At 69.2% G+C, this 18,623-nt stretch carries 19 protein-coding genes; all 19 read left to right on the forward strand.

Annotated elements, in window-relative coordinates; all coding sequences use genetic code 11:
• Window positions 1-83 precede the first annotated feature (83 nt).
• The 19 genes from G3I54_RS02775 to G3I54_RS02865 all read left to right on the forward strand — a co-directional run bounded on the left by G3I54_RS02775 (window position 84) and on the right by G3I54_RS02865 (window position 18,609).
• A complete protein-coding gene (locus G3I54_RS02775; RefSeq protein WP_164610695.1) occupies window positions 84-1,145 on the forward strand; it encodes a hypothetical protein in 1,062 nt (353 codons plus the stop codon).
• A gap of 9 nt (window positions 1,146-1,154) precedes the next feature.
• Window positions 1,155-2,384, forward strand: coding sequence for a hypothetical protein (locus G3I54_RS02780; protein WP_164610697.1), 1,230 nt, complete (start codon window positions 1,155-1,157; stop codon window positions 2,382-2,384).
• A gap of 12 nt (window positions 2,385-2,396) precedes the next feature.
• On the forward strand, window positions 2,397-2,921 hold the full coding sequence (locus G3I54_RS02785; protein ID WP_164610699.1) for a hypothetical protein: 525 nt from the start codon (window positions 2,397-2,399) through the stop codon (window positions 2,919-2,921).
• Entirely contained in the window at window positions 2,921-3,469 is a 549-nt protein-coding gene (locus tag G3I54_RS02790) for a hypothetical protein (RefSeq protein ID WP_164610701.1), read from the forward strand. Before G3I54_RS02785 ends, G3I54_RS02790 begins: the two co-directional genes overlap by 1 nt.
• A gap of 76 nt (window positions 3,470-3,545) precedes the next feature.
• Window positions 3,546-5,579, forward strand: a complete 2,034-nt coding sequence (locus G3I54_RS02795) for a peptidoglycan DD-metalloendopeptidase family protein (protein ID WP_164610703.1) — start codon at window positions 3,546-3,548, stop codon at window positions 5,577-5,579.
• 5 nt (window positions 5,580-5,584) lie between these two features.
• Window positions 5,585-5,827: a hypothetical protein gene (locus G3I54_RS02800; protein WP_164610706.1), complete on the forward strand. Its 243-nt coding sequence runs from the start codon at window positions 5,585-5,587 to the stop codon at window positions 5,825-5,827.
• Window positions 5,827-6,159 carry a hypothetical protein gene (locus tag G3I54_RS02805; RefSeq protein ID WP_164610708.1) on the forward strand — a complete coding sequence of 111 codons (333 nt, stop codon included), beginning with the start codon at window positions 5,827-5,829 and terminating at the stop codon, window positions 6,157-6,159. Before G3I54_RS02800 ends, G3I54_RS02805 begins: the two co-directional genes overlap by 1 nt.
• A 56-nt stretch (window positions 6,160-6,215) precedes the next feature.
• On the forward strand, window positions 6,216-6,803 hold the full coding sequence (locus G3I54_RS02810; RefSeq protein ID WP_164610709.1) for a hypothetical protein: 588 nt from the start codon (window positions 6,216-6,218) through the stop codon (window positions 6,801-6,803).
• Entirely contained in the window at window positions 6,796-7,011 is a 216-nt protein-coding gene (locus G3I54_RS02815; protein ID WP_070202600.1) for a hypothetical protein, read from the forward strand. Before G3I54_RS02810 ends, G3I54_RS02815 begins: the two co-directional genes overlap by 8 nt.
• A gap of 201 nt (window positions 7,012-7,212) precedes the next feature.
• Window positions 7,213-8,520, forward strand: a complete 1,308-nt coding sequence (locus G3I54_RS02820; protein WP_164610711.1) for a hypothetical protein — start codon at window positions 7,213-7,215, stop codon at window positions 8,518-8,520.
• A 60-nt stretch (window positions 8,521-8,580) separates the two neighbouring features.
• Window positions 8,581-8,952 carry a hypothetical protein gene (locus tag G3I54_RS02825; protein WP_164610712.1) on the forward strand — a complete coding sequence of 124 codons (372 nt, stop codon included), beginning with the start codon at window positions 8,581-8,583 and terminating at the stop codon, window positions 8,950-8,952.
• A 347-nt stretch (window positions 8,953-9,299) separates the two neighbouring features.
• Window positions 9,300-10,094 carry a hypothetical protein gene (locus G3I54_RS02830; RefSeq protein WP_164610714.1) on the forward strand — a complete coding sequence of 265 codons (795 nt, stop codon included), beginning with the start codon at window positions 9,300-9,302 and terminating at the stop codon, window positions 10,092-10,094.
• A gap of 181 nt (window positions 10,095-10,275) precedes the next feature.
• Window positions 10,276-11,007 (forward strand): hypothetical protein, encoded by a 732-nt coding sequence (locus G3I54_RS02835; RefSeq protein WP_164610716.1) that lies wholly within the window; start codon window positions 10,276-10,278, stop codon window positions 11,005-11,007.
• A 72-nt stretch (window positions 11,008-11,079) separates the two neighbouring features.
• Window positions 11,080-11,364, forward strand: coding sequence for a hypothetical protein (locus tag G3I54_RS02840; RefSeq protein ID WP_164610718.1), 285 nt, complete (start codon window positions 11,080-11,082; stop codon window positions 11,362-11,364).
• Window positions 11,365-11,544: 180 nt separating this feature from the next.
• Complete coding sequence (locus tag G3I54_RS02845) at window positions 11,545-11,913, forward strand: hypothetical protein (RefSeq protein WP_164610720.1); 369 nt, start codon at window positions 11,545-11,547, stop codon at window positions 11,911-11,913.
• A gap of 43 nt (window positions 11,914-11,956) precedes the next feature.
• On the forward strand, window positions 11,957-14,302 hold the full coding sequence (locus G3I54_RS02850; protein WP_343240254.1) for a phage/plasmid primase, P4 family: 2,346 nt from the start codon (window positions 11,957-11,959) through the stop codon (window positions 14,300-14,302).
• A 136-nt stretch (window positions 14,303-14,438) separates the two neighbouring features.
• Complete coding sequence (locus tag G3I54_RS02855) at window positions 14,439-16,238, forward strand: DNA polymerase (protein ID WP_164610725.1); 1,800 nt, start codon at window positions 14,439-14,441, stop codon at window positions 16,236-16,238.
• A gap of 12 nt (window positions 16,239-16,250) precedes the next feature.
• Window positions 16,251-16,673: an endonuclease VII domain-containing protein gene (locus tag G3I54_RS02860; RefSeq protein WP_164610727.1), complete on the forward strand. Its 423-nt coding sequence runs from the start codon at window positions 16,251-16,253 to the stop codon at window positions 16,671-16,673.
• 763 nt (window positions 16,674-17,436) lie between these two features.
• Window positions 17,437-18,609, forward strand: a complete 1,173-nt coding sequence (locus G3I54_RS02865; protein ID WP_164610729.1) for a hypothetical protein — start codon at window positions 17,437-17,439, stop codon at window positions 18,607-18,609.
• Window positions 18,610-18,623 lie beyond the last annotated feature (14 nt).

Genomic DNA, 18,623 nt, shown 5'->3' on the forward strand with positions numbered 1-18,623 from the left:
CGCTGCGACCTGCAATGTTTGTGCATCAGGGGGAGTATGACGCTCTCGATCTTCGGCGCGTCCTGTCGAGGATGCGGCCCCCCGTGTTCGGGGTGGTCGGTGACGGCTTCAAGGTCTCGCGCGTGAATGCACAGACCGCGCGGGTCCGCGTCGCAGGGGTCAGTGACGCGTGGGTGGGGTTCAACACCGGTACCGGCGAGGCGGTCAGCTCGCGTGACGGCGCGTTCGTGAGCCTGGACGACGCGGTCGAATTCGATGTCCCGGTCCCCAGCGTGGGCGAGCAGCGCACGTATTACGTGGTGCTGAAGGTCGAGGAGCGCGACGGCGACGATGCAATCGGCTACGCGGCGTCGGACCAGTTCGAGCCGTACAGCCTGGACGACTTCTCGGCAGGGTGGGGCTTCACCCTCGTTGCCGGTCCCAACGGCGGCGCGGTGCCCGCTGATTCGCTGGTGCCGCAGAACTCGTTGGTTCTGGCCTCGGTGACGGTCAAGGGCGGTCAGGTGCTCGATGACACGTCGATCAAGGATCTCCGGTTCTCGTACGGGTCGCAGAACGATACGGCGCACGTGTCGACGCTCCGTACGGCGCAGGGCCGCACCGTGGCCGATGTCGCGAAGGCCAAGCCCACCATCCGAAACGGCTCCCTGATCTACGACGTTGGGGACGACACCCTGCACTACGCGGTGTCGGGCGGGGCCGGGAAGACGCGGCCGGTGGAGCGCGGGACGCAGCTCTACGAGGCGCGCGGCTCGGGAACCGTCGGGTTCGCGGGCGGCAACAACGCCAAGGGCTTCGGCATCGTCAAGGTGACCATCCCGAAGGCGGATTACCCCCGGGTCGTTCAGCTCTCGTGCTCGATCCGGGGCGACGGCAAGACCTCGCCGGGCGAGGCTCACATGATGTCGTGGTCGCTGCGGGGCAGCGGAAACACCAACGCCGAGGTCGGGACGCTGACTTACACCGAGACCGTGTCGGCCGGCTCGGGCGGCTTCTGGGGCTGGCAGGGCAATTACGTCGAGGCCCTGGCCGCAGGCGTCGGCAAGGACTTCTGGGTGTCTGCCCGTCCGAGGACCGGCAAGGCCGTCTATGCGAACGCCACCGACTCACGGGCCTGGGCCGTCGTCACACCCCTTATCAAGTAGTGGAGATGGATGTATCGCGTTCTGTTCGTGGAGTTCAAGACCGGAGTTCTCTGGGGTGAACTGCCCGCCTCCTCACTGGATTTCTCCCGCGTACTGAACGCTCCCGGCAAGGCCACCGTGACCGTTCCCCTGGCGGACGATCCGCTGCGGGGGCACGACTGGTCGGTCATATCCCCGTGGCGCCTGTTGATCTACATCCAGCGCGGGCAACGGATCGTCTTCGGCGGCCCGCTGCTCACGTGGTCCGTGGACCTGGAGCGCGAAGAGATGGTCCTCAACTGCGAGGGCCTGTGGTCCTACTACCGGCGCAGGCTCATCAACGACCGGTCGGGGCGCTGGAATCCGCAGTCGTGGACCCGCGAGGGCGCGGCGTACGTCGGATGGGACCAGGCCGACATCGTGTACGACCTGCTGCGGACGCAGGCCGACCGCTCGTACGACACGGGCGGTACGGACAAGGTCGAGCGCGGGTCGGGCCCCGATGCACTGGTCTTCGACTGGCAGGGCGAGCAGGAGCAGGACCCGGACGGCAAGGCCGTCAAGCCGATGCCCGGCAAGGGCGTCATGCCGCCTACCGGCATCGCCCGGACCCGCAACTATCCCTGGTACGAGTACAAGGCCGTGGGGGAGGCCGTCGAGCAGCTGGCGGCGGTACAGCACGGGTTCAACTTCCGGATCGACCACTACTGGAACGGGGACCGGCTGGTGAACCACTTCCGGCTGATGTACCCGACATCCGGTGAGGTGACCGGCCTTGAGCTGGAGCACGGTTCCAACTGCGAGGTGACCGAGGTCCGGGGCGACGGTACGAACCTCGTGACGCAGGCCCGTGCGACCGGGGCGGGGGAGGGTCTGAACACCCTGATCGCGCACCGCGCCGACGCCGAGGCGGAACAGCCGCTCACCTCCCGTACTCCGCGCCTGGAAACGGTGGAGTCGCATGTCGACGTGACCGAGGTGGCCACGCTGAAGGGCTACGTGGAGCGCATGTTGCGCGAGGGGTCCAAGCAGGTGGTGATCCCCTCGGTGCGACTGCGGCCGGACGCCTTCCCCGGGCCGGACAACGTTCAGCCGGGGCAGGTGATCGGGCTCCGCGTCGGCACGCCGTGGTGGCCCGGAAACCAGGGTGGTGAGATCCGGGGCGAGAAGGGCGCATACCTGATTGCGGAGATCGACACGAAGGTTGACGGCGGCGGCGAGGAAACCACGCTGACCCTTGTCCCGGCCGACCTGGTCTAGGAGGACTGACGCATGGCCACATCGCTCTACAACGCATCGCTGGCGGCCGAGCTGGCGGCCATGAAGCGCCGCCTGTCGGCCCTGGAGCGCAACCCGAAGAACGGCGGCCGGGCCGATCGGTGCCTGGCCGTCTCCCGGAGCCAGGCGAACGGCTCGGCGGTCCTGTTCAAGACGGAGGAGGATCTACTCCACGTCTCCTTGGTCGGGATCAACAACCCGATCGTGGTGATTGATGCCCCGGTGGTCATGACGTCTACCGGCACCGTCACGATCCGGCCGGTACCCGAGGCCGGCTCGGCTCCCGCCGCGCTGACCGCATCGGTCAAGAAGGGCCACACCAGGGCCCGTTGGGTCTGGCGATGGCCGGGCCGCGTCGGCTGGCAGGCCGGGACCGGGGCCACGTACTTCACGCTGAAGGCGAAGAACACGATTGATGCGCAGTTCGGTGACAAGGTGTTCGACCCGGTGATTCAGGCGATCACGGAGACGGACGCCGAGGCGCTGGGCCAGGCCGTCAACACCGTGCGGGTGTCCTGATGCTGGGACGCCCCTCGCTGGCAGGCGAGTTGAACGATATCCGGCGGCGGCTCGGGACGCTGGAGCGGGTACGGCGCAACGGCGGCGACGTCGAGCGCTTCCCGTACGGGAAGCTCTACCCGATGCAGGGCATGTTCACCTTGCCCAACAAGGACCTGGAACCGCAGTACGCCGTAGACATGTCCGGCGTGAACAACCCCGTCGTCGTGATCGACGTGCGGGTCAGCGTTGCCGACAACGGGTCGACGCGCAACGAGGTCCACGTGACGCCGGAGTCCGCCAAGGGGGCCCGGGGTCCGCTGCTGCGGGCGTACGCCTCCGACATGGCGCAGGTGGGCAACCGCCGCTTCGCGACGTGGCGCTTCCTCTGGGCGTGGCCGGGGGTCTGGAGCTGGGAGACCGGCGACGGGTCGACGTCCTTCGAGGTGCTGGCGGCGAACAAGGCGGGCGTCGGCGCGTTCGGGACGATGTATCAGCCTGCCGTCTCCGTGGTCGACGCAGCGACCGCCGACGCACTCGGCAAGGTCGGGACGGTCTTCAAGCTCTAAGCAGCGTTGGCCGTCCCACAGAGCCCCGCTCGGAATCTCCGGGCGGGGCTTTCGCATGAGCAAGAAAGGGCCAGAGATGGCGTACACCGCTGACGCGGCGATCCGCGAGGCGCGCAAGCACCTTGGTTACCGGGAGACCGGGAACAACCTGACGAAGTTCAACAAGGAGTTCGGGAAGATCCCCGGCTATCCGCACGACGGCTACGGGTACCCCTGGTGCCAGTCGTTCCAGTCGGTCGTGCACAAGCACGCTGGCGGGCGGCCGAACACCGACTTCCCGTGGTCGGCGGGCTGTTCGGCGGCGACGTCGTGGGCCAAGTCCCGGTCGCGGTTCTACACCACGCCCCGTAAGGGCGACATGGTCATGTACGGCGCTGGCGGCGGCACCCATGTGGACATGGTGACCGAGGTCGAGTCGGGCCGCGTGAAGGTCATCGGCGGCAACACGGGCGGCGGGTCGCTGAACGGCGCGTACTACAACGGCGACGGCGTCTATGAGAAGTGGGTCCAGCGGTCCAATCCCCGGATTCACGGCTACGTCCGGCCCGCCTACGGCTCGGCCGGGACCGGCAGCGGCGGCGGCAACTCCAAGCCCCCGTCCGGCAACCGGTACCGCATCAAGTCCGGCCAGACCCTCGGAGTCATCGCGGCCCTGTTCGGGACGACCGTCGCGGGCCTGCTGGCGCTGAACCCGTCGATCAAGAACCCGGACCGGGTGAACGAGGGTCAGGAGATCATCGTTCCGGCGAAGAAGGAGCCGACGAAGCCCCCGACGAAGGAGCCGACGAAGCCGCCCACCAAGCAGCCCACGAAGCCGCCGACCAAGGAGCCCACGAAGCCCCCGAAGCCGCCGACCAAGGAGCCCACGAAGCCCCCGAAGCCGCCGACGAAGGAGCCGAGCAAGCCGCCCACCAAGGAGCCGAGCAAGCCGGACCCCGGCAAGGGCAAGCCGACCGGCAAGCCGAAGCCCCCGGTGCACAAGCCTGCCGACAAGCCGTACGGCGCTGGCTACCTGGTGACCATCAACGGCAAGACGTACGGCCCCGGTGCGAAGGGCGACCACATCACCGTGCTGGGCCGGGCCCTGGTGAAGCGGGGGTTCGGCAAGCACTACCGGCAGGGTCCGGGCCCGCGCTGGCACGAGGTCGACCGGCTGAACTACGCCGACTTCCAGCGCTCGCTGGGCTTCACGGGCAAGGACGCCGACGGAATCCCCGGCCGCAAGTCCCTCAACCGCCTGCTGGGAAACCCGAGTTCGACCACCGCGGAAAGGTGTTCCTGCGGGAAGGCCAAGGCCCCGGTCCCCGAGCCGGCCGCCGTGGTCCCCGGGCGGGGAGTCCTGCCCAACGCCCCGGTGAACGGCCCGCTTTCGACCCCGTACGGCGCTTCCGGCGCGCTGTGGTCGAGCGGCAAGCACACGGGAGCCGACTTCCGGGCCGCCTCCGGTACGCCCGTGCGGTCGGTCGCGGCCGGGGTCGTCGTCAAGGCGGGTCCGGGTGGCGCGTACGGCAACGAGATCGTGCTCAAGCACGCCGAGGGCCGGTTCACGCAGTACGCGCACCTGTCGGCCGTCCAGGTCCAGGCGGGCGCGGCCGTCGCCCACGGGCAGGTGATCGGCGCTGTGGGCTCGACGGGCAACTCGACCGGCCCGCACCTTCACTTCGAGCTGCGGACCGGCCCGGCCTACGGAACGGACGTCGACCCGATGCCGATCCTTTCCGCCCCCGGCCCGCGTAGCGGCGGGTCTGCGACTGCGGTCGTGGAACCCCCGAAGTTCGGCAACGACCTTGACGGGTGGATCGAGGCCGCCCGCGAGGAGCTGCGGAAGAACGGCGACCAGGTGCCGAGCGCTGCGGCGATCCGGGCCCGGGTCATGACCGAGAGCGGGGGCAACCCCCGTGCCATCAACCTGACCGACAGCAACGCGGCCAAGGGCACCCCGAGCAAGGGCCTTATCCAGACGATCGACTCGACGTTCCAGGCGTACCGGCTCGCGCACCTGGCGAACGACCCGTACGACCCGGTCTCGAACCTCGTCGCCGGAGTCCGCTACGCCAACGACCGCTACGGGTCGTTCGAGGCCATCGCATTCAACAAGGGCGGCTACTAGACGACATGAGCGAGCGCGAACCGCTCGGCGTGCAGATCACGGCACGCGAGATTTACGACGAGCTGCGCGACATGCGCGGCGAGGTGCGCACGATGGCGCAGCACCTGGACGCCGACAAGACGGCCATTGCCGACCATGAGGCGCGGATACGGGCTATCGAGCGGTGGAAGTACAGCATCCCGGCGGCGGTCCTCATGGGCATTGCGTCCATCGCCGCCGAGGTGGCACGAGCAACAGGCGGGGAATAGTGGACCAGATCAAGGAACTCATAGCGGCCAACCCGGTACGCGCACGCGCCGCCGTGGTGGCCCTCGTGTCCGCCCTGGCGGGCGTCGTGCCCGCGCTGGCGGGCCTGGACGTCGAGGGAGTGGCGGGCGTCGTCGTCGGCCTGGTGGCGCTGCTCTGCGGTGCCGACGCGGCCAAGCGCGTGACGCTGAACGAGACGTCGGACATGGACGTCATGGCGGCGGCGCGCGACTGCTGCGCCTGCCCGCACCAGATGCCCGAGGGCCTGGGCGACCCGGGCCCCGAAGAGGTTACGGCCGAGCTGTCCCGTAAGGACCTCGCCCGGCGCGGGTGAGGCTGTACCCCTGCCCCCACTCAACCCCTCGCACGAGACGCGAGGACAGGAGAGTGATGGTGCAGGGCATCGGCATTATCGGGCGGGCCCGCAGCGGGAAGGACACCGTCGCGGCCCGCCTGGTGGAGGAACACGGGTTTCAGCGCATGGCACTTGCCGACCCGCTGAAGGACATGGCACTAGACATCAACCCCGTGATCGGGGCCGAGGACGGCGCGGGGGGATTCTCGCCGCTGTACCTGGCCGACGCGGTCGAGCTGCTGGGCTGGGAGGCGGTCAAGGACCAGCATCCCGAGGCCCGGCGGTTCCTTCAGCGGCTCGGAACGGAGGGCGTGCGTAAGGCGTTTGGCGCTGACTACTGGGTGGAGGCGCTGATGCGTCGGCGCGCCGCCCGGCGGGTGGTCGCGGACGACCTCCGGCCCGTGGTCGTGCCGGACGTGCGCTTCGCGAACGAGGCCAGCCGGCTCTCGGCCGCTGGCTTCCAACTCTGGTACGTGGACCGGCCCGGCGTCGTCGGCGGCGGCCACGCATCGGAACGGCTCGGCCCGAACATGGCCGGGGACGTGCTGCTGAACGACAGCACAATCCATGCCCTGCACAGGCAGGTTGACGTACTGATCAAGGGAGGACCACGCAATGCGTGAGGCCATCATCAAGCGACTCGGCGGAGTGACCCGCGAGGAATTCGAGGACACCGTCACCGCCCTGGGCGGCCAGGACGTGGCCGCGTACAACCCGCTGCCCGCCTTCCTCCAGAGCGAGGCCGCGCAGGCTGCGCACGCCCGCGTGAAGGCCGCCGTGCCCGGCTACAAGGACGGCGTGACGTCCATCCGAAACGCCCTGTCCGCGTAAGAGACACCCGCCCCCGTGGGCGCTGGCCAGGCTGCCAGCGCTCCGGGGGCATTTTTTCGTTTCCCTGCGCGCAAGCCATCGCGTACGGCATCGTTGGACGTCCCACGGTGCTTTGCGTGGCGGGCCGCGCGCATGTACTGTCTGGACCGCGCCAACCGGACAAGCCGGGCGGCGGAAGCAAGAGAAGAGATGGTGTTCCACATGGTCGGGACCGTAACTGTCGGTGATGTGCTCAAGCTCGGTGGCACGCTCGCCACGGTCGGCAAGGGCAAGGTGCCGCACCCGCTGAAGGACGGCAAGACCATCTGCAAGGGGCAGGAAGCCGAGGCGCAGAACTTCGAGCACACCCCCGAAACCACCGTCTGCGCGAACTGCGCGAAGCTGGTCCGGCAGACGACATGGACCAAGGACCAGGCCCCGGCCGAGGAGACCTCGGCGGAGGAGACGGCGGCGGAGGAGACGGTGGCGGCCAAGGACGGCGAGACGGCCGAGGAGACCCCGGCCGACAAGCCCGACGCGCTGACCGAGGTGAGCGCGATCCTGGACCGGATGGAAGACGACGCGACGTACGACCCGGCCAACGCCGAGGAGGACGGCAAGCGCGTTGAGGCGCTGCTCCTGGAGCTGCCCAACGGCAAGCGCACTGCCAACCGGCTGCGCCTCCGGGAGGCTCAGGACGCGATTGCCGAAGCGGTCAAGGAGGCGGACAAGGCGGCGGCGAAGGCGGCGGCGGCAGCGTCCAAGGCCCTCGGGGTTCTGGAGACCACCGACTATCACGCCGTGCCCGGTGCCGAGGAGCTGGCCGAGGAGGGCGCTGCCAAGGTCGCGGCGATCCGGGACGCGATCGGGTCGGCGGCGGAGGCCGCGAACGAGGCCGCGAACGTGCAGCTGCACGCCCGCCGCCGCTTCCGCAACAAGGACGGCCTTCCCGACATCGACGGGAAGTCTCAGGCGTGGCGCGACTGGTCGAACGACCTGAACGTGAAGGCAGAAATCGCCGTCACGTCGGACCTGCCCGAGGACGAGAAGAAGCGGCGCACCCTGATCCAAGGCAGTGTGCGGGCGCAGATGTCGCAGGTGCGGGTGGACTACATCCGCGCGCTGGACCACTCCCCGGAGGAGGCGGCACTGTTCCTGAAGGCCGCCAATCCGGTCAAGGTGAAGAAGGACGAGAAGGTGTCGGATGCCGTCTTCCGGCACTTCGGCATCGCCTCCCGGTCGATCGCTGAGAAGAAGCGCGACGACCGCGCCGCGAAGGCGATCACGGCGGGTACCCGGTCGGCCAAGGAGTCCGCCGACCAGGCCGCGAAGACGGCGAAGGACAAGAAGACGCCCGTCGCGGTGAAGGCGGCGACGGTGGTGGAGACGGCTCTCCGGGCGTTTGAGAAGCTGCCCATGGACGCGATCCAGGCAGCCAACGCGGAGGGCAAGGAGCGCATCCAGTCGGACGCCAAGGAGATGATCGGGATTCTGGAAAAGATCATCCAGGCCGCCGAGGGCAAGGCGTAGGACGTACCGACCGGGCCCCGCTCCTCACCGAGGGGCGGGGCCCCCTCCGAAGGGGACAGCATGATTCCGATGTACGGGGTTCAGCCCCTGCCCGTGGACGATGAGCAGGCGTTCGACGTGACCCGCACCAACGAGCGCGGGGAGCGGGTCCTCATCCGGTACGCCGACCAGGACGCGGCGCTGAACGTGGCCACCACGCTCAACCACAACGCGGGCGGAGAGTGGGGCGTGCCCTCCGTCCCGGAGACGCCCGAGGAGGCCCCCGAGGCACTGCCGGACGACCACACGCGCACGCTGGCGCTGGAGATCACGGCCGAGGAGTTCCGGGAGCTGATGCGGTCGGTGGCCTACCGGCAGGCGGAGGGCGGCCCAGCGGTGCTGGCGCGCGTGATGCGCAAGGTGGGCGACGCGTGGACCGCCGCCGAGGAGTGACCCCCACCGAGCCGCGCACGGCCGCCTGACGGCCTCTGGGCCCTCGTTCCCCACCTGGGGAGCGGGGGCCCTTTCTCATGTCCGCAGGCGGGCGTACGGGGCGTGGGACCTTGGTCCCAGCCGGCTGCGGGACCAAGGTCCCTGCGGGGCTCGCGCTCCGGCGCGCGGGCCCTCTCTCCTCCTGGTGCAAGAGAGTCGCACTACAGCCCTTCTTTCCTCTGTGCGGTTGGGAGAAGAAGAGACGCAGTGCGACTTTCTCGCACCCGGCCAGCGTGTACCCCTGCCCCCACTGAACCCCTTCGCAAGCGATCAGCGGCCCCGGAGACGGGGCGCGGAGGGAGAGAAGCGTGTCGAGCGTCAACACCATCATGAGGGGCGGCTCCCGCTTCTACGTCGAGCCCGAGACAGGCGTCAAGGCCCCGGGCGTGACCAGCATCATCAGCATGGGACCGAAGCCGTTCCTACAGTTCTGGTCGGCCAAGATGGCGGCCGAATGCGCGGTCGACAACATCGCCTCCCTCGTCGGTCTGGCGATGAACGACCGGCAAGGCGCGATCGACTTCGTCAAGGGCGCTGCCCGCCGGTACACCAAGCAGCGGGCGGACGTCGGGTCCGAGGCGCACGACCTGTTCGAGCGCATGGCGCGGGGTGAGGTGGTCCGCCGCGTGCACCCGGACCTTGAGCCCTACCGGGCGCATTTCGCGGAGTTCCTGGACCAGGCGCAGCCGGAGTTCATCCGCATGGAAGACGTCGCGTGGAGCGAGAAGCACAACTATGCGGGGTCGTTCGACGCCATCGCGAAGATCGGCGGAGAGGTCGTCATGCTCGACTACAAGACGAGCAAGGCCACTTATGCCGACGTGTCCCTCCAGGCGACCGCGTACGCGTACGCAGACGTGATCCTGGACGCGGACGGCAACCGGCACGAGATGCCGAAGTGCGACGCGGGCGCGGTTCTCCATGTCACTGCGGAGCAGTGGGCGCTGAAGCCGGTCGAGGTGTCCGACAGAGTTTTCGCGCAGTTCCTCGCGCTGCGCAAGACGTTCGATTGGGACCGGGAGACCTCCAAGGAGGTCATTGGGAAGCCGGTCATGTCCGGCGGTACCTCCCTCGTCACCGGCACGCAGCGGCGCGCCAAGTGACGCTGACATGGGTGGTCTTGTACGTGTCGCTGTTCGTCATGCTGACGACCGCTGCGCGGCGCTGAGGGCCTGTACCCCCGCCCCCACTCAACACCTACGACGGAGGGGCGGGGATCGCTGCGAGCGGCCCGCCTCTTGCGTCTCACCCCCCTTTCACAGATCAGCGCAGGAGATATTCAGCTTGTCCCGCAGCCTTGCCATTTTCGACACCGACCCCGACGCGAAGCCCCGCCCCCGTTTCGTCGCTGACACCGTGGGCCGCTTCCGCAGCGGGCGCATGATCGGCAACCGCCCGGAATCGCTCTCCGAGTGGCGCGTGACGACGGGTGATCCGGACACCGCCAAGGCGATCACCGCCCTGATGGGCGGCACGTCCGAGGAGTGGGAGACGGCCGGAGAGGACGGCCTCGAAATCCTCACGGACAAGGACGCCGTGAAGGTCGTCATTGACGGCGTCGAGTCCATCCGGGCCCGCATGGTCCTGTGGGGCCGTCAGGGTCCGATCCACGAGTGCGACGGCGCTGTGTACCTCTCGCCCGACGAGGACAAGGGCACCCCGTGCGGCTGCCCGAAGCTGCTGGCCGACCGCAAGGCGGCGGCCAAGTCCGGCCGGGGCCCGGCTCCTTCCATCGAGCTGAAGTTCCGCCTTGCGGACGATCCGACCCTGGGGAAGTTCAAGTTCGTGTCCGGCTCCTGGGAGCTGGTCAAGGTGCTGCACGAGGTAGAGAACGCGCTCGAACGGGTCGGCGGTCCGGCGCTGTGCACGCTCCGCCTGGAGCTGGTCGAGTTCACCACGAAGGCGGGCGTTGATGTGGCCTACCGCAAGCCCGTGATTGACGTGCACGGCAAGGTCCCCGCCGACATCGACGCGGTCATCAACGACGCGTCGCCGTGGGACGACGTCCCGTTCTAGGCCGAGTTGGGGGCCCGTCAGCGTGACGGGCCCCCGGCCAGTGTTGGACGTCCAGCAGAGAGAGAGTCAGAAGTGCGTTCCGCAGAAGAGATCATGCGCCACCCGTTCCGGGTGCCCGAGGCCCTGTCGTACGAGGAGCTGTCGCGGATCTGCGACGACTTCGACCGGGCGGCCGAGGTCCACCCGTCGACCGGGACCGGCAACAGCGCGGCCAAGCTCAATGAGGACAAGGTGCGGGCGATCCGGCAGGCTGCCGACGCCGGGGCCCGACTTACCCCGCTGGCGGCGTCGTTCGGGATCTCCGCACGCGCCGCCCGGCACATTGCCCGCCGCACGTCCTGGACGCACGTTCAGTGATCCGGGTGGTGAACGAGGACCAGGCCCCGGCCCTGGGCGATGTCCGCCGAATGGCGGCCGGTGACGTGCTGGTGTTCCGGCCAAGTGCCCGCAGCCGGCCCGATTTTCCGAGGCTCTGGGAGGCCGCCGGGGCGGCGTCGATGCGTGGCGCCTGGGTCCACTGGACGGCGGTTGATGTCGATGGCTAACCCGGCCAAGGCGAAGGGCACGGCGTGGGAGTCCGCCTGTCGTGACTACCTGAATGACGGTCTCCCGCTGTCCGTCGAGCGGCAGTTCAAGGTTTCCCGCAACGCACAGACCGGCGTCAACGACATCGGGGATCTCGACGCCTACCCCTTCACCGGCGAGTGCAAGGCGGTCAAGGCGTACGACCTGGCGGGGTTCGTGGAGCAGGCCGAACGAGAGGCAGAGAACGCGGACATGCCCTTCGGCGTGGCGCTGGTCAAGCGCCCCCGTAAGGGCGTTGGCGACGGCTACGCCGTGCTGAGCATCCGCACATTCCGCCGGGTGCGCGCCCGGCTGCTGGGGGTCGAGGACCCCGGAGAGTAGGAGAGAGATGGAGTTCCGCAGCATCCTTGCGCGGTTTGAGGACGTGGCGGAGCACGCAGACGGCGGATACGTCGCGAAGTGCGCGGGACACCCCGACACCCGCCCCTCACTGCGGATTTGGCGCGGTGAGGACAACAAGGTGCGGATGACGTGCCGCGCCAACTGCCGCACGGCCGACGTCCTCACGGGGGCCGGGCTGACGTTCTCGGACCTGTTCGACGCGACGGGGGAGGGGCTGACCGTCTCGGCGGCCCGCCCCGTCCCCGTGGACGCGGGCAAGATAGCCGCACTCCGCATGTGGCTTGACGACCGGCTCGCCGGACTCGACGCCACCGTGTACGACTACGCGGCCGAACGGTTCGGCCTCAACTCCCGCCAGGTGCAGGACCTTGAGGTGGGGTCATGGGAGCCCTCCGCGGAATATCCCGAGTTCGTGTCGGACACCTTCGCCCGCTACCCGCGCATGGTCGTCCCCTTCTTCGGGTTCGACGGCGTCGCCCGAGGCGCGCAAGGCCGGGACCTCTCCGGCCGGTGCCCGGTCCGGTGGGTGTCCCTGTCGAACGACGGCGGGACGTGGGCCAAGTACGGCGTACTGCGCAACGATTCAGGGTTCGACACCTGGGTCATCACCGAGGGCCCGAGCGACGGACTGACGGCGTGGGCGCAGGGATACAACGTGATCGCCGTGCGCGGCGCGGGCCTCGCGCGGAACGCGGAACTAATCCGCGAGATAGCGGCGGGCCTGGGTGACACTGACGTCGTCCTCGCCGGGGACCGCGACAAGGCCGGAGAAGCGTTCACGGAGGAACTGGCCAAGGCCCTCGTCCGTGAAGGCGTGATGGTGCGTCGACTGGCCGGTATCCCGCCCGGGATGGACCTCACGGACTGGCGGGCAGAGGCGCCAACGGATTTCGCCGGGGCGTTCCACCATGCCGTAAGGCGGGCGGAGTTGGTCAAGGCGGATGAGCCGGCCGAGGAGGTGACGCACCGTGGGACGTCCGGCAGTGCCCTGCTTCCGCTGACGGACCTGGGCAACGCACAGCGGCTGTTCAACCGGCTGGGCGGACACGTCCGCATGGTGTCGGGCGCTGGCGTCTTCCGGTGGCAGGGCAGGAAGTGGGAACAGATCCCCACGGAAGCCCTGTACGCGGACGTCCGCGCGGTCATCCGCGCCATGGGCGAGGAGACCGGACACCCCAACCCGGACGCCCACAGCAAGTGGGTTCAGCGCTCCCAGGACGCACAGAAGGTCCGGGGCATGGTCGACATGCTCTCGTCCATCCCCGGTGTGTACGCGACGGTGGACCAGTTCGACGCCACCCCGGACCAGATCGCATTCCGCAACGGGATGGTGAGCCTGCGGACGGGGGAGCTGACCCCGCACGACCCGGAGGACATGAACACGTTCTACGTGGACGTGGACTTCAAGCCCGGGGCGCGGGCCCCTCGTTGGGAACGGTTCCTCCAGGAGTGCCACCCGGACAGCGAGAGCACCCCGGGGTTTCTGCAAGAGCTGATCGGCTACGGCCTGTCGGGTCTGTCGGTCGAGCGCTGTTTCGTGATGCACGTCGGTCCGACGACCAACGGGAAAACCACTTTCACGGCGACGCTGGAAGACGTGTTCGGCGCTGCGGCCCACCGGGTCGACGCGGCACTGTTCCAGCGTCGCCGGGAGTCGGGCGGCCCCCGGGCCGACGTGGTCGGCCTGCGCGGCAAGCGCCTGGTGATCTCCTCGGAGTGGCCCGCCCATATGCCGCTCGATCAGGCCCTCATGAAGTCCGTGACCGGCGATCAGACGATCAGCGCTCGGGGCGTCTACGCCCGGAACGAGATCACGTTCCGGCCCTCCTGCCTGGTGCAGGTCGACACGAATTACGTGCCCGACGTCGACGCGACGGACGCGGCCCTCTGGCAGCGCGTGCGGGTCGTCCCCTGGGAACAGGACTTCCGGGGCCGAGAGGATCGGCACCTTCAGTCGACCTTGAAGCGGGAGCGCGAGGGGGTCGCGGCCTGGGCCGTCGCCGGGGCCGTCCGGTGGTTCGCCAAGTACGAGTCCGGCAAGGGCCTTGAGTTCCCGTCGGCCGTCGAGAAGCGGACCGCCCACTACCGCGACGCCTCGCACCCGCTCTCGGGATTCATCGGTGAGGAGTACGAGGTGGCCGAGGGCGGGTTCGTCTCCAAGACGGAGACGTGGGACCGGTACCGGTCGTGGGTTGAGGAGTGCGGCATCAGGCACCCCATGACCCGCAACAAGTTCTATGACGCGACGCGGACATTTCCCGGCGTGATGGAGACGGCGCGCAACGGCAAGCGCGGGTTCAAGAACCTGCGGGACTGCAACGCGCCGGAAGCCAAGGCGGGCCCCGGGATCTTCGGGGGCGACCACTAACAGCACGACCGCGAGAGGGCCACCGTTGGACATCCAGCGGTGGCCCTCTTTTGCGTGAGGGGAACACATGCTGCACCGATCGACTCCGTTGGCCGGAGGCCGAGTTGAGTACCACATATGCCAAGAGCCGGCCGACTTGGCGGCGTTCAGACGGTGGGTCATCGACGTGGCGTCGACCGGTCGCCCCATCGGCTCCGACTCGGAGACGACAGGGCTCGACTGGTACGCGTCCGGCTTCCGCATCCGGCTGTGGCAGTTCGCTACCGAGTGGGAATCCTGGGTCGTCCCGGTCGAGTTGGGCCCGCAGTTCGCGGCGGCCGTGGCGTGGGCGCTGCGGACCCTGCCGAACCTCGTCTACCAGAACGGCACCTTCGACGCGCTGGCCGCTGACGCGCGCCTCGGTGTGGCGCTGGAAGAGCACATGCCGAAGATCACCGATACGCGGATCATCGCCCACCTCGTGGACTCCCGGCAGGACTTTGAGGGCGGCGTCGGGCTGTCGCTCAAACCCCTTGCGGCGCACTACGTCGACCCGTCCGTCGAGGACCCGCAGCGGGCGCTACAGGCGGAGTTCAGGAAGGCCGGGGGCAACAAGTCGACCGGGTGGGCCCTGATCGACTGGCGGAACGAGTCCTATCTCAGGTACGCGGCTCTTGACCCCGTGCTCTGTGTACGGCTGCTGCCCCGCCTGCTGGAGCGCTTCGAGGCCGAGGGCGGCCGTAAGGCCCTCATCCCGTACGAGCACCGTCTCGCGGAGGTCTGCGCGAAGATCCGGCGGCGCGGTATGCGCATCGACCCGGTGTACACACGCGGCCTCGTCGGACGGCTGGCCGAGGAGAAAGCCACCTTCGAGACGGTGGCGGCCCGGTACGGCGTCGGCTCCGTCAACAGCCCCAAGCAGGTTGCCGAAGCGCTGCTAGGCATGGGGGAGGAGTGGACGGAGCGCACGGCGGGCGGGGAGCTGTCGGTCGGCAAGGACGTCCTTCTGCCCATGGCCGACCTGAGCACGGATTGGCAGCGGCTCAACGTGCGCAAGCCGAACGCCTTGGCTGACTCTGTGCTGCGGGCGAAGCGGGCGGGCAAGTGGTCGACCTCGTACGCGCAAGCCATGCTGGCGAACCGCGACGCAGCCGACCGGGTCCACCCGGACCTGAACCCGCTGGGTGCGCAGACCGGCCGCGCGTCGGTCTCCCACCCGCCCCTTCAGCAACTCCCCTCCAAGGGCTGGACGATCCGGCGGTGCGTCGTGGCCGACCCCGGGGAGGTCTATTTCTCCGTCGACCAGGCGGCGGTTGAACTGCGGGTGTTGGCCGCCCTGTCGGGCGAATCCAAGATGAAGGCCGCCATCGCTGCGGGGAAGGACCTGCACGGATTCGCCGCAACGATGATGTTCGGGGAGGGCTATTCCGGCGGACAACGAACGCTGGCGAAGATCGCGGGACTCGGCACGGCCTACCAGGGCGGAGCCGTGACGCTGGCCAAGCAGACCGGCCAGGACGTCGAGGTCATGCGCGACACGCTCTCGCGCTACAACCGCGCCTTCCCCGGTATCAAGCGATGGGCGCGGGCGTTGCAGCGCGAAGCCATGAGCGACCGGGCGGTGTTGACGACCGTCACCGGCCGCAGGCTCCACCTGGACCGAGACCGCCTGTACAAGGTCGTTGCGTACGCCTGCCAGTCGACGGCACGCGACACGATGGGACGGGCGCTGATCGAGATGGACGACCGGGGTCTGACTCCCTACCTGACCGGCTGGATTCATGACGAGGTGGTCGGCACGGCCCCCAAGGATGAGGCGCAGGACATCGCCAAGGCGTGCGCCGACGCCATGCGTATGGACCTCCTGGGGGTGCCGCTGGACACCGACTGTGAGGTCACGGGGCCCTCGTGGGCCGATGGCTACGGACTGCCCGACGAGTGGGCCTACCGAGGATGAGGGGGAGCGGGCATGGCCGTGAAGCGCTGCCCCGACTGCAAGGACGTCCTACCGCTCGCCCGGTACCCCCGGCACGCGCGGAGCGCGGACGGCCGTACGGCCCGCTGCCGGGTCTGTACGGGCATCCGGAGGAAGACCACCCGTGACCCCGCGCGGGAGCGTGAGCGGCGTCTCTGGGCCGCGTACGGCATCACCGGCGAGGAGTACCGGCGCATGGGCGCGGCGCAGCGCTGGCGCTGTCTCGTCTGCGGTGAGCGGGCCCCGAAGGGGGTCCGGCTCGTGGTCGACCACGACCACGTGACGGGCTATGTCCGGGGCCTGCTGCACTCCGAGTGCAACGCCGCCCTGGGGCTGCTCGGGGACTGCCCGGCGGTCCTGGAGCGCGCGGGCCGGTATCTCTCGCGCGCCGTCGACCTGCGCTCGCAGGTCCACTAGGTGCCAGCCGGCTCGGGCACCGTTGGCGTCCAACGGTGCGTCACACATAACGGCGCGGGCCTCGCCGGTCCGCGTTTTCATCCTCCGGGATGACAACCACTCCTCCGGACGTCTAGTGACTCATCGGTAGGTAACGGGCAGTTGCGATCTTGATGGGGCGAAACATAAAAATATGCCTGCCGCCGCAAAAGGCGGGAAAATTCCGAACATGCGGGGGAGGGTCTGCGGTGCTGCGCTTTTCGCACGGCAAATCCTTCGCGACGGCGCGAGAGCGCACCGTGAGGCTTCTTGCCCGCCTGCGCCGACGCTCCGCCACCTCCATGTCCGAACGGGCGTTGACCGCCACCGAGCTGGCGTTCAGCGTCGCCCCGGGGTCTCTCGTCGCGGGTATGTACCGCGTCGCTGAGTCCCTGGTGCGATGTGCCCGCGCGTCCATGCTGGCGTGCGTCCGCTTCCTCCTCCGCTCCGTCTCGCGGCGCGCAACCGCGCGCGCTGCACTCCTTGCCGCCGCGCAGGAGCGAGAGACCGACGGCGGGGTTTTCGCCCGCTGTGTCGGCTCCCCGGGCCCTGTCGCTTTCTAGCGCGCAGGGCCCCTTCCTTTAACACCCCTGTGCCCGCGTAGGCGCAGGGGTTTTTCAGCCATGCCCCCGCCCGGCTCACCCGCCGTTCGGGGGCTTTGACCTGCCCTTTTTCGGTTCGGGCCGGGGTGTACCCCCCTCCCCACTCAACCCGTTTGAGCCACCGAACGAGGAGCAAACTTCACATGCACGCCACCGTTTCCGACCGCCTGATCGTCACCGCGCAGACGGGGGCGACCGACGATCTCGCCGCACTGCGGGCGGACATCGAGCGCGTGATGGGGCGTGAGATCACACACCGCCTCGTCGCGTCGGAAGCGCAGTCGCTCGCCGCCGGGGCGGTGATGCTGGCCCTGGAGGGGGCCGCCCTGGCGATTGCCTGGGACAAGGTGTTCAAGGTCCCGGGCGGGGACACGCGAGGCTCCGGCGCGGCATCGGCCGACGACCTCCGCCAGACGGCCCGCGCGGCTGTGTGGTCGGCGGTGACGACGTGGGACGTAGAGGCGGACAACAGCGCCGAGTTCACCTCGTACGCCATCCAGACGGCCAAGCTCGACGCACAGGCGCAGGCCATGGCCGAGGCCGCGCCCGGCGTGGCGGTCGACGCTGCGGGCCGGTACGCCGGAGCGCTCCGCCGCAACGCGGGCAGCCACGAAGCGGCCGTCACCGAGATGACCACCCGGGACGACAACAAGCGGATGTCGCCGGAGTACGCGGAGACGGTCCGCGCGGCCTTCGAGGGCCCCTCGTACATCAACGCGGGCGGGGACACGGAGCGCGAGGCGTCGGCGCTGGACGCATCGGACGAGATGACGCCCGACGCGTGGGCCGAGCAGAACGGGGGAGAGCTTCAGCCCTCGTTGCGGTTCAACCCGCTGGAACTGTCCCGCGACGCGGTCAAGGTCCGGGGCGTCAGCACGACCGGCAAGGGCGCGCAGAAGTCCGAGAAGACCCCGCCGCGCACCTGGGACGGCCGGGCCTACGAGGTGTCCCTCCGCGGAGCCGGCCAACCCTACGAACGCCCCGATTCCACGGGGGAGTTCGTCCGCCACGTGCCGCAGGGCCAGGGCAAGGGGGCCGCCTGGTCGGAGACCGGGGCGGTAGTCGACCGCGAGGAGCTGCACCACGAACGGCAGGCCGCGCGCTACGACGCGCCCCTCGTACTCGACCGCTTCACCCCCGCAGAGCGCGAGGTGCTGGAAGCGGCGGCGCGAATAGAAGGCGGCTTCACGGCGGCGGGCCGGGTGTCGGCCGCCAAGGTCGCGGAGGCGACCGGCAAGGCACAGAACACGGTCAAGAAGACGGCGCAGCGGCTGAACAAGAAGGTCGCGGAGATACGCGCCGAGTTCGCGAACTGACCAGGACAGACGGC

The organism is Streptomyces sp. SID14515 (genome assembly GCF_010548505.1).
Classification (GTDB): domain Bacteria; phylum Actinomycetota; class Actinomycetes; order Streptomycetales; family Streptomycetaceae; genus Streptomyces; species Streptomyces caviscabies.

Excerpts from the sequence above, each read along its gene's own strand:
- G3I54_RS02800 (WP_164610706.1), top strand. The coding sequence starts at position 5,585 with ATGAGCGAGCGCGAACCGCTCGGCGTGCAGATCACGGCACGCGAGATT.
- G3I54_RS02810 (WP_164610709.1), top strand. The coding sequence starts at position 6,216 with ATGGTGCAGGGCATCGGCATTATCGGGCGGGCCCGCAGCGGGAAGGAC.
- G3I54_RS02780 (WP_164610697.1), top strand. The coding sequence starts at position 1,155 with ATGTATCGCGTTCTGTTCGTGGAGTTCAAGACCGGAGTTCTCTGGGGT.
- G3I54_RS02795 (WP_164610703.1), top strand. The coding sequence starts at position 3,546 with ATGGCGTACACCGCTGACGCGGCGATCCGCGAGGCGCGCAAGCACCTT.
- G3I54_RS02785 (WP_164610699.1), top strand. The coding sequence starts at position 2,397 with ATGGCCACATCGCTCTACAACGCATCGCTGGCGGCCGAGCTGGCGGCC.
- G3I54_RS02790 (WP_164610701.1), top strand. The coding sequence starts at position 2,921 with ATGCTGGGACGCCCCTCGCTGGCAGGCGAGTTGAACGATATCCGGCGG.
- G3I54_RS02865 (WP_164610729.1), top strand. The coding sequence starts at position 17,437 with ATGCACGCCACCGTTTCCGACCGCCTGATCGTCACCGCGCAGACGGGG.
- G3I54_RS02825 (WP_164610712.1), top strand. The coding sequence starts at position 8,581 with ATGATTCCGATGTACGGGGTTCAGCCCCTGCCCGTGGACGATGAGCAG.
- G3I54_RS02860 (WP_164610727.1), top strand. The coding sequence starts at position 16,251 with ATGGCCGTGAAGCGCTGCCCCGACTGCAAGGACGTCCTACCGCTCGCC.
- G3I54_RS02815 (WP_070202600.1), top strand. The coding sequence starts at position 6,796 with ATGCGTGAGGCCATCATCAAGCGACTCGGCGGAGTGACCCGCGAGGAA.
- G3I54_RS02820 (WP_164610711.1), top strand. The coding sequence starts at position 7,213 with ATGGTCGGGACCGTAACTGTCGGTGATGTGCTCAAGCTCGGTGGCACG.
- G3I54_RS02845 (WP_164610720.1), top strand. The coding sequence starts at position 11,545 with ATGGCTAACCCGGCCAAGGCGAAGGGCACGGCGTGGGAGTCCGCCTGT.